The sequence below is a fragment of the Desulfotruncus arcticus DSM 17038 genome (assembly GCF_900113335.1).
Taxonomy (GTDB): domain Bacteria; phylum Bacillota; class Desulfotomaculia; order Desulfotomaculales; family Desulfallaceae; genus Desulfotruncus; species Desulfotruncus arcticus.
This window is the reverse complement of record NZ_FOOX01000014.1, coordinates 13,138-26,973: the sequence shown is the minus strand read 5'-3', so window position 1 is coordinate 26,973 and position 13,836 is coordinate 13,138. Positions and strand designations below refer to the sequence as shown.

General features: G+C 43.2%; 12 protein-coding genes. All 12 read right to left on the bottom strand.

What is annotated here, in order from left to right; genetic code table 11:
- Positions 1-114: 114 nt before the first annotated feature.
- The 12 genes from BM056_RS17415 to BM056_RS17360 all read right to left on the bottom strand — a co-directional run bounded on the left by BM056_RS17415 (position 115) and on the right by BM056_RS17360 (position 13,783).
- On the bottom strand, positions 115-948 hold the full coding sequence (locus tag BM056_RS17415) for a CoB--CoM heterodisulfide reductase iron-sulfur subunit B family protein (RefSeq protein ID WP_092472782.1): 834 nt from the start codon (positions 946-948) through the stop codon (positions 115-117).
- A 15-nt stretch (positions 949-963) separates the two neighbouring features.
- Positions 964-1,368: a 4Fe-4S dicluster domain-containing protein gene (locus BM056_RS17410; protein WP_207648211.1), complete on the bottom strand. Its 405-nt coding sequence runs from the start codon at positions 1,366-1,368 to the stop codon at positions 964-966.
- Positions 1,369-1,402: 34 nt separating this feature from the next.
- Complete coding sequence (locus tag BM056_RS17405; RefSeq protein WP_092472779.1) at positions 1,403-3,328, bottom strand: aconitate hydratase; 1,926 nt, start codon at positions 3,326-3,328, stop codon at positions 1,403-1,405.
- A gap of 60 nt (positions 3,329-3,388) precedes the next feature.
- Positions 3,389-5,017: an FAD-binding protein gene (locus BM056_RS17400; protein WP_238456523.1), complete on the bottom strand. Its 1,629-nt coding sequence runs from the start codon at positions 5,015-5,017 to the stop codon at positions 3,389-3,391.
- Between the two features lie 14 nt (positions 5,018-5,031).
- Positions 5,032-5,712: a 4Fe-4S dicluster domain-containing protein gene (locus tag BM056_RS17395; protein ID WP_092472777.1), complete on the bottom strand. Its 681-nt coding sequence runs from the start codon at positions 5,710-5,712 to the stop codon at positions 5,032-5,034.
- A gap of 14 nt (positions 5,713-5,726) precedes the next feature.
- A complete protein-coding gene (locus BM056_RS17390) occupies positions 5,727-6,725 on the bottom strand; it encodes an isocitrate/isopropylmalate dehydrogenase family protein (protein ID WP_092472775.1) in 999 nt (332 codons plus the stop codon).
- 48 nt (positions 6,726-6,773) lie between these two features.
- Entirely contained in the window at positions 6,774-7,937 is a 1,164-nt protein-coding gene (locus BM056_RS17385; protein WP_092472773.1) for a 2-methylaconitate cis-trans isomerase PrpF family protein, read from the bottom strand.
- Positions 7,938-8,125: 188 nt separating this feature from the next.
- Complete coding sequence (locus tag BM056_RS17380; protein WP_092472771.1) at positions 8,126-9,403, bottom strand: TRAP transporter large permease; 1,278 nt, start codon at positions 9,401-9,403, stop codon at positions 8,126-8,128.
- Complete coding sequence (locus tag BM056_RS17375) at positions 9,381-9,938, bottom strand: TRAP transporter small permease (RefSeq protein WP_092472769.1); 558 nt, start codon at positions 9,936-9,938, stop codon at positions 9,381-9,383. Before BM056_RS17375 ends, BM056_RS17380 begins: the two co-directional genes overlap by 23 nt.
- Positions 9,939-10,024: 86 nt before the next feature.
- Positions 10,025-11,050, bottom strand: coding sequence for a TRAP transporter substrate-binding protein (locus BM056_RS17370; RefSeq protein ID WP_092472768.1), 1,026 nt, complete (start codon positions 11,048-11,050; stop codon positions 10,025-10,027).
- 286 nt (positions 11,051-11,336) lie between these two features.
- Positions 11,337-12,584 (bottom strand): DUF401 family protein, encoded by a 1,248-nt coding sequence (locus BM056_RS17365; protein WP_092472766.1) that lies wholly within the window; start codon positions 12,582-12,584, stop codon positions 11,337-11,339.
- Between the two features lie 200 nt (positions 12,585-12,784).
- Entirely contained in the window at positions 12,785-13,783 is a 999-nt protein-coding gene (locus BM056_RS17360) for a proline racemase family protein (protein ID WP_092472764.1), read from the bottom strand.
- Positions 13,784-13,836: the final 53 nt, after the last annotated feature.

Below are 13,836 nucleotides of genomic sequence, written 5' to 3'. Positions count from 1 at the left end.
GCCGCATATACGCTCAACTGAACCACCAGCCCCCCGGCAGCAGTGTTCCGGGGTTGCCGGTCACCGGGCCGAAATCCGCCATAGCACTCAGTCCAGGGAAAATAAGTGACGGCGTTAACTCGGTTGCAACTTAATAAATTCAGAATTGACAGGTAAATCTAATGCTGTTCCCAGTAGTTCTGTAAAATAAATTATAGGGATCTTACGGTAACTATTTTCATTTGCTTTAGCTTTTTGCTGGGACCGATCCAAGTTAAACTGGCATAGCGGACAAGTGGTAACTATTATATCCGCTCCATTTGCTGCAGCGCCTTTAATTATATCCAGACCCCTGTTTGTCGTTAAACATTCATTATTTAAAACTTGGTACGAACCACAGCAGGTAGTTTTATTGGGATGATCAATTACCTCCGCGCCCAGGGATATAAATAATTCATCCATAATCATAGGATTCTCAGGGTTATCAAGGTCAAGTTCCGCAAAAGGTCGAACCAACATGCAGCCATAGTAACAAGCTACTTTAAGACCTGTTAAGTTCCGGACTATTTTTCCCTTGATAATATCAATACCTATATCGTTTTTTAAAATCTGCAAAGGATGCTGCACCCGAACTTCACCCTGGTAATCAGTTTCCAAATAATTATTTAGTTTCTCTCTGACTACCGTATCATTTTGCATTGTATGATTTACACGTTTTAAAATATTAAAGCAAAAAGAACAAACTGTTGCCAGCCTGTCGCCTTCTTTTGCCGCATCCGCTAAAATGCGTGCCGGTGCCACCATTTCCATATAATTATCCCCGGCCAGGGGAAAGACCGCGCCACAGCAAGTCCATTGAGGCAACTCAACCAGTTCAACTCCCAATGCAGCTAGTGACGCTCTTGTAGAGTTATCCAACCGGCTGGCCTTATTATATAATGTACATCCAGGAAAGTATGGAATTTTCATCTATTTCCCCTCTTTTTAAACGCTTAACTTCCTAAACCCACCTATAAGAGCAATCTGGGGAACCTGTTCTACCAACTCCGCTGGAATTTCTTCCACAACCAGCGCTTCATTGCCCTGTCTCTGGCTAATAACTCGTAATGCTTCCATTAGACGTGCAATGTCAATGCCCCGGGGGCATCGGGCTGTACAGATTAAACAGGTGCTGCAAACCCAGGCGGATTTACTGCTTAATGTTTTAAAATCACCCATTTGGATCATGCGTACGATCTGACGGGGCGACCTATCCATATACCCTCTGCCTGTACAGCCGGCACTGCATATTCCACACTGCATACATAGGTATGGGTTTTGTCCGCTGATCTCACGAATAATTTTTATTAATTCCTGGCCGTTTTTAATAGACATATTTATGGCCGTCATAATATTTACTCCTTTGGTTATTCTCACATAATAGTTATTGCCGGCCGCTGGTAAAGTTTAACAAACCACCCGCCATAAGTATTTCAACCTGTCTGGATGTCATTTGCGCATGGGCTTTAAATACAAAGTTACGGGTTTTATTTTTAATTTCCAAATCCAACTGATCCTTTAGGCAAGCATGTATGTTATTTACTTCAAGCACATCACCTTGTTCAACCCTGTCATATTCCACTGGATCAGTAAAAGTAACCGGTAATATTCCAAAATTAATCAAATTATCTTTATGAATACGGGCAAAGGTTTTCGCCAACACAATTTTTATGCCGAGATACATCGGAGCAAGGGCGGCATGTTCCCGGCTGGATCCCTGTCCATAATTATCTCCGCCTAATATAATCCCAACTTTAGCCTCCTTGGCCCTCTGCACGAAAGACGGGTCCACAGGTGCAAAAACGTGTTCCGCCATAGCGGGGATGTTGGAACGCAATGGCAGTACTTTGGCGCCGGCCGGCATAATATGATCGGTTGTTATGTTATCGCCAACTTTAATTAATACCGGGCCGGCTATCTCCCCGGGGAACGGCTCTGCAATAGGCAATGACTTAATGTTGGGGCCGCGTGTTATTTCCACCACCAAAGAATTTTCGGCCGGAGCTAAGATATTACTATCATCAATACAAAAACTTTCAGGTATTTCAACCAGAGGTATTGCACCCAATACCCGGGGGTCGGTCAGCTTGCCCGTAATAGCTGCAGCAGCTGCTGTTTCAGGGCTCACAAGATATACTCCGGCACTGGCAGTGCCGCATCTTCCTTTAAAGTTTCGATTATTAGTCCGAATAGAAATTCCGTTTGACGGTGGCGCCTGGCCCATTCCTATACAAGGGCCGCACGCGCATTCCAGGATCCGTGCCCCGGCGAGGACCATGTCTGCCAATGCCCCATTTTTAGCCAACATAGCGTAAACCTGGCGTGAGCCCGGTGCAATAACAAAATTAACCCCGGGATGAACAGTCCTGCCTTTTAATACGGCGGCAACGCGCATCAGGTCCAAATATGAAGAATTCGTACAGCTGCCTATGACAACCTGATCAACATCCGGAGATCCAACAGCACTGACCTTTTTTACGTTATCAGGGCTATGAGGACATGCCGCCATCGGCTCAATATCGTTTAAGTCAATGTCCAAAACCTCATTGTAAACAGCATCATGATCTGCAGCCAACTCTCTCCATATATCCTCCCGCCCTTGGGCCCGCAAGAAATAACGCGTTACTTCGTCGCTGGGGAAGATAGAGGTGGTTGCACCTGTCTCAGCCCCCATATTGGTTATCGTGGCTCGCTCCGGAACGGAAAGTGTTTTAATGCCGTCCCCCCCGTATTCAAGGACTTTACCAACACCCCCTTTTACCGTCAGCCGGCGTAAAACCTCAAGCACAACATCCTTGGCCGTCGACCAGGGCGGGAGAGAGCCATGCAGGCGAACATTCACCACCTTGGGCATGGTCAAATAAAAAGAACCTCCGCCCATAGCAACCGCCACATCAAGTCCGCCCACACCCACGGCGAGCATCCCCAGACCTCCTGCTGTGGTAGTGTGGCTATCTGACCCAAGCATTGTCTTGCCGGGTATTCCAAACCTTTCCAGGTGAACCTGGTGACAAATTCCATTGCCCGCTCTGGAAAAAAAAGCCCCGTATTTAGCAGCCATACCCTGAAGAAATTTATGATCATCGGCATTTTCGAAACCAGTTTGCAACGTATTATGATCAATATATGATACCGTTAGCTCGGTTTTGATTTTTGAAATTCCCATTGCTTCAAACTGTAGATATGCCATAGTTCCCGTAGCATCCTGGGTAATGGTTTGGTCGATGCGGATTGCTATCTCAGTACCCTGTTTTAATACACCATTAACTAGATGACTTGCGAGTATTTTTTGTACAATACTATAGCCCATTTTTTTCACCCCGTTTATATTTACTGTTTTTAAATGTAATCAACCTCGAAACAAATTATATTAGCTATAGCTTCTGGCTTCATTATCCGGTCTACTATAATCAGGCAAAACTAGTGGAGATTTTTTATCTTTTTCTACGCCCATTAGAGCTAATTCTTTATTATATTGATAAACGTGTTCAAGCGTAATCTTTGACAAGGCTTGAACTTCTTTGGCCCACAATGCTGCTGTTTGTCCGGCTCTTCGGCCAAAAACGAAAATGTCAACCAATGAATTTCCGCCCAGGCGATTTCTGCCCTGAACCCCCCCGGAAACTTCGCCGGCAGCAAAAAGACCGGGTATATCTGTTTTACCATCGGGATCAATTTCAATACCGCCATTCTGGTAATGCTGGGTTGGGAAAACAAGAATAGGCTCTTGGTGAGGATCTATGCCATATTCGAAGAATCTGTGCACTATGCCGGCAAACATCCGGTCCAGTTTTCCTTTCCCGCCACGGATATCAATCAAAGGAGTATCCAGCCAGACTCCTTCCATGCCTGTTGGCGTACGAATTCCGTTCTTTCTGTCCCGCACTTCCCTAATATTGGCCGATGATGTTACATCACGGGTTTCCAACTCGTTAATAAACCGCTCCCCTTTACAATTAACCAATTGAGCGCCGTTGCCACGCAGCGCCTCCGTGATCAGTTGGCCAAGCATCTGTGGAGGCCAGGCCGCACCAGTGGGGTGGTATTGTATGGCATCCATATGCAGCAGTCCGGCCCCAGCCCGATAAGCTATTACCAGGCCGTCGGCGGTGGCGCCATAATGATTTGTAGTAGGAAACTTGTTCGGGTGCAGCCGGCCAATACCTCCTGTTGCCAATATAACAGCTTTGGCTTTTACAACGATAGGCAGGTTTGTTTCCAGATTGAGCAGTACGGCGCCGGCGCAGTTACCTTTTTCATCAAGCAAAATTTCTACTGCCGGACTAAATTCAAGCACATCAATTCGCCTGTTCCATAGCTCATCCCGCAGAACCCTCATAAATTCCATACCGCTAAGGTCTTTACAAGAATGGACCCTTCTCCGGCAGTGGCCTCCGGCAAATGAAACCACCAGGTTTCCGTTGGGGTATGTGTCAAACATTGCCCCCAGATCCTTTAACCATTCAACAATTAAAGGAGCATCATGGACCAAAGTTTTTACTAAGTCTCTTTTGTTCTGAAACCTGCCCCCGCCCATGGTATCTAAAAAGTGTAAGTACAATGAATCATTTGACTGGGTAGCGGCAGCAATTCCTCCTTCAGCCATAATCGTATTAGAATCACCAAATCTTAATTTTGTAGCCAAAAGCACTTCGGCTCCTTGCTCGTGAGCTATTAATGCCGCGGTTGTACCACCCCCGCCACCACCGACAACAAGAACATCAACGTTATGATCAACTTTTGCCAAATTTATTTGATCAGGTTCTACGCAACTGTAAGATTCAAGAAGATTAACCAATTCGGCCTGCATACGTTGGCCTTTATTAGAACCCACTCGCACCTCACACATGCCTCCCGGACGGAAGTCAGGGTGGTACTTTTCTAAAAGGCGATTTTTTTCAGCAGGGTTTAGACGCGGAATTTCTTGTTGAAGGCGAAATAATCTTGTTTCTTCTATTTTACGAATTGATTCTTGCATCATACCGGGATAACCCACCATGATTCCCTCCTGCATTACAACTTTTCAAATTCTCTTGCCAGGTAGACCTTTTTTAATTGTTCTTCACTTGCTGCAGCAATCTTCTCCAATTCCCCGTCAAAGCAACCGGCTTTTATTTCAGCAACCCTTTCCACTAGATGATCCGGCTTGGGCAGCATGTGCTTGCTATAATACCGGCGCACAAGTATGGCAATATTGTATGGGGTAATCTGAGCCGGACACTTGGCCGCACATAACCCGCACATAATACAGTCAAAAGATAACTCTGCCGCTTTGGCAAAATCACCCCTTAAAGCAGCGGCAACAAAATACATGGGCTGGAGTTTCTGGGGACAAACCCTGGTACAGGTATTACACCCAAGACAGCGTGCAATTTCGGGATAATTGCGCAGCAAAGTTTCTACCGCAGGACCAACATCGTTCAAATTATAAATTGATTTATTAACCGGAAAATACGGAATTTGCATCAAGTTCATGTCCGGTACTATTGGAGTCTGACAGGCCAGACCAACCTTTTGCCTGAAATCACCGGGTATCCGGTAAACAGTTGCGCAAGCGCCACAAAAACCGCCCCTGCACCCACAGCCGCGGGTAAACTTGAAGCCCGCCCATTCCATAGCTTTTAATATGGTAAGTCCCTCAGGCACTTCATAACGCCTGCCCATAATAAAAACCGGTACTAAAGTTTCTGCCAAAGGATATACCCTCCTCAACGCATCTTATCAATAACAGCCATCGCCATTTCAGAGGTGCTGGACGCCCCGCCAAGATCATAAGTTACCGCGCAGCCCTCACTTATTACCTCGGCCAGCGCATTTTCCACTTTTGCCGAAGCTTCCATCTCACCCAAATGCCGGAGCATCATCACCGCGGAAAAAATCATCGCTGATGGATTTGCTTTATTTTGCCCCGCATGCTTTGGAGCGCTGCCATGCACAGGTTCAAAAATAGCTATATCCTTGCCAATATTCGCTCCGGGGGCCATGCCCAGGCCGCCCACCAAACCGGCGCAGAGATCCGATACAATATCCCCGTATAAGTTGGGCAAAACCATTACATCATAGAGCTCCGGTTTTTGAACCAACTGCATGCACATATTGTCCACAATGCGGTCTTCAAACTCAATTTGCGGGAATTCTTCCGCAACCCGGCGGGCCGTATTTAAAAATAACCCGTCCGTACATTTCATAATGTTGGCTTTGTGTACCGCCGTTACTTTTTTACGGCCTTCCCGCACAGCATACTCAAAAGCGAACCGGACGATGCGTTCCGACCCTTTACGGGTAATGATTTTAATACTCTCCGCAGCATCCTCACCTACCATGTGCTCAATACCCGCATATAGATCTTCGGTATTTTCCCTGACCACAACCAGATCAACATTGTCATACCGGGATTTAACGCCGCGGTATGTGCGGGCGGGGCGCAAATTAATATAAAGGTCAAATTCCTTCCGGAGCGCCACGTTAACGCTTCTAAAACCAGTGCCAACAGGAGTGGTTAGGGGACCCTTCAAAGCTATTTTATTTTTTCTAATTGACAAAAGGGTATCCTCAGGTAAAAGCCGGCCAAACTTGCTGTAAGCCACCTCACCGGCCAACTTCTCTTCCCACCGGATATCTACTCCTGTTGCCGCCAAAACCTCTTTGGTTGCAGCGGATATCTCCGGACCGATACCGTCACCGGGGATTAAGGTGATTTGATACATTGTAATAACCCTCCTTTATGTTATAAAGAAAAATGAATATACCTATGATTACCCCTGGGGCCAGAATATTTCATAAGGAACATAAGCATAACCGTCCATGATACGCCGAGCCGTTCGGGCCACTGCAGCCTTGCCCAGGGTTGGCTTATTGCTTTCGTAAGAAATTTCAATTTCAAATTCCAGTATTCCTGAAGGATGCCCCAATCTAATTTCCTTTCCTTCTTTTGCTCTTGGTGCCACAACCTCATTAACTACTGTTCCTGCCAGCTTGGCTGCAGTTGAAGTACAGATACCTCCGGTAACCGCGTAAGCTTTGTGCATTTTTTGCATTGACATGGTTCGGGCTACAAGATCAATTTCATCGGCTTTTACAACTCTGCCGCTGCTTGTTATGTATTCCCGAGGTGGCGCTACAAATGCTACTTTGGGTACGGCCGGACTTTTGCAAGAAGCCTCTCCCCGGCCCGCCAGACCTATCATTTCTGCCGCAATACTTCTGACTTCCTCAACTAACTTTAGCAGTTTTAAATTACTGTTAAATTCTTCTGGTAATTCGGTCCCCAAAAGACCTAAATCCGCAGCCTTAAAAAAGACAACCGGGTTGGCGGCATCAACTATTGATATAGTCAAATTAATTCCGTTGGCAAGAGTTATTTCATCCTTTAAATTCCCGGTGGGTAAAAGTTTACCGGTTATTGCCCCGCCTGAATCCATAAAATTTAAAACTATCCTGGCACCGGTGCCGGGTACCCCGTCAATTGCGTAATCCCCTTTCGTAACCGCCTTTCCGTCTTTGACAGGCACTTCCGCAATAATAATCTTTTTAGTGTTGGTATTGTATATCTTTACAATGGTTACAGGTTCAACTGCGTTCACCAATCCTTCGTCAATTGCAAACGGACCCACACCGGAGGATATATTCCCACAATTTCCTTTATAATCAACCAGAGGACTGGTTATACTTACCTGTCCAAAGGTGTAATCAACATCTGCATCGCTTCTGGCCGACCGCTTGATAATAGCTAGTTTGCTGGTTAAGGAATCTGCTCCGCCTAAACCGTTAATCTGCCTTGCATCCGGGCTGCCGTAGATTGTTAGAATTACCCGATCCCTAACCTCCGGGTCCGGCGGCAGATCGTTTTCCAGCAAATAAACACCCTTGCTGGTGCCCCCTCTTAATATCACACACCGTATCCTTTCTGATTCCCGCATTTTAATAACACCTCCTAATTTCTCTTTTACGTCATAAAAAAAGGCAACCAGTATGTAACTAAAGTTACAACTGGTTGCCTTACCCATGCTTTACGCCGGTCTACCCGAACGTCAATGGATAATTACAGTCGCATCGAAGTTCCTTATAGTATGGCTGAAACTTCTCTAATAAACATTATAGTATTATTCTAGTTCATTAATGATGGTAAGTAAAGTGAAATTTTAGGGAAGAGAACCATTATAATCAGAGCTATAATCATAACTGCAATAAATGGCACCACTCCCTTAATAACTTCCTCCAACCGTGCTTTAGCTATTCCGCTAACCACAAAAAGGTTCAGGCCTACCGGTGGTGTAATCATTGCTAATTCCATGTTTACAACCATGATTACCGCGAAATGAATCATGTTTATTTCCAAATGATTAATAATCGGGATGAGAATAGGTAGTGTGATTAAAACTATAGATACAGCTTCCAAAAACGTGCCCATGATGAAGAACATTATTTGCACCGCTACCCAAAACATAGGAACACCTAAGTTACTGCCGGCAATCCATTGAGCTATTTTAGCAGGTACTTGCTCATTGGTTAAATACATGGCAAAAGTCATGGCAGCCGGTATCAGCAAGAAAATCATAGATGTGATAGCAATAGCTTCTTTTAATACAAACTTAAATTTATTCCAATCTATCTCCTTGTAAATAAATAAAGTAACAAATAGAGCATAAAAAACAGATACAATTGCAGCTTCTGTTGGAGTGCAAATGCCCCCGTAGATGCTTCCCAGAATTATTACAGGAAGCAAAAACCCGGGCAGGGCTTTGCGGGTAGCCTTCCATCTTGTTTTCCAATCACTTTTCCGTTCACCACCATAATTTTTTATCCGTGCATAAATTAACGCCGTTATAAGTAATATTCCGCCTAGAAAAATCCCGGGTAGAAAACCGGCCATAAACAATTCGCCGATTGACTGATTGGCTGTAATTCCGATCAACACAAAGGTTATACTTGGCGGGATCAATATGCCCAGCGTTCCCGAAGCAGCCACAAGTCCCATGGCATAGCGCCTGTCATAACCTGCATTCTCCATAGCTGGGATAAGGATTCCTCCAATGGCGGCTGCTGTTGCCGGACTCGACCCGGAAATTGCCGCAAAAATCATACAAGCAATAATTGTAACTACCGATAATCCTCCACGCAGATGGCCAACCCAAGCCATTAAAGCGGCAATCAAATATTTTGAAATGCCTCCGTGAGCCATTATAGTACCGGCAAAAACAAAACCGGGAATCGCCATCAAAGGCGGAGACTCTAAAGCTGAAAACATCTTTTGCGCTACCATATACAGATTGAAATCGGTAGTTATGGCCAGGATAAGCACGCTGGAAATGGCAAGGCTTAAAGCAATTGGTACATTGAGAAGGAATAAAATAATAAATATGCTAAAGAGCAGAACTGTCTCCATCTTGAGACGAAACTCCCTTCATAATTTGTTCATATTCATAAAGCCTTGCTTTGGAGCTTGTTTTAGGGCCTTGTTTGATCACATGATAAAGTTCCCGGGTAAACCGGATAGCTAACATAAGAGCAGCAATTGGAACAAAAAAATAAACAATCCATAAAGGAAATTGGGTATTTAGCGAAAGCTGGCCTGTTTTCAGGTACTTAGCTTCCAACAAAAATCCCAAGTATGCCAGGAACAGACAGAACACTATGCTCACACTATTGGAAAATATGCTTATAACCCACTGAACTTTAGGTGGTAGACGATCATACAACAAAGATACTTTAATATGACGCCCCTCACGCTGTGCTATACTCCAGCCCAAAACACAACCCCAAACCAATATATACGTAGAAATCTCATCAACCCAAAAAATTGGGCTTTTTAATACATACCTAAAAAACACCCCATAAAAGACCAGTGCAATTCCCGAAAAGAAAAAGACACCTGCGGCTGCGTCCTCGAAAGCAGTGTAAAAGCGTTCTAGACGTCTCATCTTTTTCCCCTTTCTTGATATATAAGGATATTCGGGTATACTTTTTTACAGGTTGTACCCAATTCCCTAAACCTTTTTTTATTCATCTACCGGTTAAGTTCTACAACCGCATCAATGAGGTCTTTCCCAACAACTGATTCATATTTGGCCCATACAGGCTCCATTGATTTAACAAATGCTTGGTGGTCTTGCTCCGTTAACTCGTATACGTTAATTTTTTGTTTCAGCTTGGCCAAACTTTCTTCATCCAGTTGATCAGCCAGTTCCCGTTCGTAAGCAGTTGCCTCCGTCATACATTCCTTAACTATTTCTCTTGTATCGGCAGGGAGGCCGTCCCAAAATTCCTTATTAACAATGACTACATAAGCTAAGCTGTTCATATTGGCAATGGTAAGGTATTTTAAAACCTCTTCATACTTTTCATTTTCAATGTTGTCAAAAGACGCAATTGTACCATCAACAACTTTTTGTTGCAAGGCCGGATATACTTCACTAAAAGCGATGCTTGAAGTCCCGGCGCCCAGTGTTTGGAAAATATCAACCAAAACACCACCGGCCGGAATTCTAAATTTAAGGCCTTTTAAATCCTCAGGACTTTTTATTTCTTTTTTGCTGTTCATTATTTGTCTCATACCGTTGGGCCAAGCAGTAAGCCCTATCATTCCCTGACTTTCCAGGCTTTGCAAAAGCTCTTGGCCTTTTTCACTATCCCAAAACTTGGACGCGCCCTGGTTATTCTTAAAAAGGAAAGGCATATCACCAATCTGGAAACGCGGGTCAAAACTAATTAATTTGCCTGCCGACGGTGCAATGAATTGCACGTTATTGGCCTGTAATGCTTCAAATTCATCCTTATCGCCAAATAATTGACCCGATGGAAAAACCTCAATTTCAACTTGACCATTTGTTTTTTCTTTTACCAAATCAGCAAATTTTTCTGCCGCCAGCCCTTTAGGTGTACCAGTTGCAGTGACATGGCTGAACTTGGCAACAATTTTTTCCGGAGCAACGGCCTTGTCACTTGAAGATGCCTCCTGTTTTCCTCCACAACCCGCCATTATTAGACTAATAAATAATCCTAAGCCAATAAGCAAAAATCGAAATTTTCTCATAATATTACCCCCTTTTAAAATAACCGTTAAATTACTATTTATTCCGCAATATTAAAGGGTCTCACCTCCTTATGGATAAATAAAAAAAGCAACCTAATAAAAAGCTTTACGCTTTCAACCGGTTACTTACCCACTCGTACCATCCGATCGTACTCGAATGATTGCAGATATTGCAGTTGAATCGCCCTTTAAAGCGAAGATTCATTTAACTTAAGCGGTTAATTCTACAAAAAAACCCTAATTCCTCCTAATTGTTTTATTTTGAAAATTTAAATTTAAAAAATATTTAATAAAGATTGATAACTTTGTATATTCCAAAAGTAAAAATAATAATTAACCCACTAGGTAACAGTAACGGTTTATAAGATTTTATAAAATTTGATCCAAAATATTCAACAGTTAGTATAAAACATAGGTGGATAGGCGACATCATCACACCAATAACCCCGGATACATACGCCAGCATGACGAAACCTACTGAGGGTTCAATAATTGATATTAGTAAAGGAAACGAAATCCCTATACAAACCTGTACCAGCCCTGTCAAAATTCCGGTAATCATTGGTAGTATGACTACTATTAAAACCAACGGAATGCCCAAGTCGGCGATTGAGTTGCTTATTTGAGTTACAGCTTCCGAAGATTTTAAAATCTCCTTGAATGCCATGGTTCCCCATATTAATAAAGCTATTTTTAAGGTTATGGGCTCTTTTAATGCCAACCAAACAGATATAGGCTGATAACGTTTTTCAACAATTAGGGCAATAGAAACTATGGTTAAAGCCCATATTATAGGAATGTTGGCCAAAACCAACACCACTGAACTCCAAAGTGGCCATGTATTGTAAAGGAGATTTCTAAGCGATACCTTAAGAAACACACTTTTACTTGTCCCATCTTCTTGGTTGCAAGTAGAGGCTACATAGTAATCTTCTTTATTTTTCCTTATTTTTAACTTAAATATAAACACATATCCTATTATCGCCCACAACAAGGATATTGGCCATTGATAAAAAATCAGCTTATTAAGAGCTATACCCGAAATATGTGCTGCTAAAATCAAGCCTGGGTACAGTGGTAAAGAATATTCCCAGATATGACGGAACCAATAATTGATTAGAACTTTATCTTCTGTTGAGTATTCACTATATATGGTTGCTTGGGCCACAAGCGGCGCAGAGAACCTGGCTCCACCCGCAGATGGTAAAAGTCCGATTATAGCAGGGATGGCAGCAACAAGTAAATTTTGATTTAAAGGCAATTCGGTCAATGACCTGGTCATGGCATCTAACATACCCGTCTGTCTCATTACAGATTCCATAACCATAATCAAAGTTAAAACAATGATTAGCATAACAGTCAGTGGATCAATTAAGGATTTAACAACTGAATTGAGAAGGGGAAGCGGTTGCATGTTAAAGATCAAGCCCAACGCACAGGTGGAAACCAACATGACCAAACCAGTGTGGAGCTTCTGTCTCAACAAGGTAATTATAAGTAAAAAAACTAACGAGATTTTAATTAACGGTAACATTACCTGCCCTTTCAATCCAATATTATTTTTAATGAACTGGTCAGAACTACAAAAAGCCAGTAGAGTTAACTCTACTGGCTTCCTCTAACTTTTGTATAGTGTGCTAACACTAATACTGTTAAAAGGCTCAGTATTAAGCTATATTTTAGGTGAATGTTACCACTTTGTTATAACTATGTCAATAGAATTTTTTTTGTTCACTATAATAGGAAGCCATATTTAAGAGGATCATTTTTGTTTATGACAAAGTTATTCAACCCCGTTATATAAGCGCTTCCGGTAATTTGCGGGATAATCCCCTGATAAGCGCCTATTTGCGCCGCTTTTAAGGCTTTGCCCTTAAATGTAGTGCCCAGTATGCTTTCGTTAACTAATTCCTCATTAATCTGCAGTTGACCTTTGGCTATCAGGGTGGCCAGCTTGGCGCAGGTGCCCGTGCCACAAGGAGATCTGTCCACTTGGTTCTTGCCAAATATGACTACATTTTTAATATTGGCTCCGGCCACTGATGGTTTATCGCAAATTTCCACTAAATCAATTTTATTGATATGGGTAAAAATTGGATGCTGCACGGTCAGTTTCCGGTTAACCTCTTTGAGGATTTCCATACCGATTTCTTTTAGCTCTTTTACCTGCTCGGGGCAAACCCGAAGTCCTAAATCAGCTGCATTAACTATCGCAAAAAAGTTGCCGCCAAAGGCAACGTCAACGGGAATGTTCTTTCCTCCAACCTCAACGACGCCGCTTTCAAACAAAAAAGCCGGCACATTTTCAAAAGTTACTTCACGGACAGCTCCGTCCTCAACTTGGGCCCGGGCGGTAACCAGGCCGGCGGGAGTATCCAGAACAACCCGGGTAACGGGTTCAACTACCTTCAACATTCCGGTTTCGATCATTATCGTAACTGCACCGATGGTCCCGTGGCCACACATATTCAAGTAACCGCCGGTATCCATAAAAATTATTCCCATATCTGCCCGGGGATCGCCAGGCGCAGTTAATATCGAGCCGAACATATCACTATGACCTCTGGGCTCATGCATTAAAGCAGTTCTGATGTAATCTAAATTTTGTTCCAGGTAAATTTTTTTTTCAGTTATCGTATGACCCGGTATATAAGGAATGCCGCCAACTATTACCCTGGTCGGCTCACCTGCCGTATGAGAGTCAACGACTGATATTAAACGTTCAAATTTCATTATTTAAACCCTCCTTTAATTAAAAATTTATTTAGATTTTTAATGTGATACAA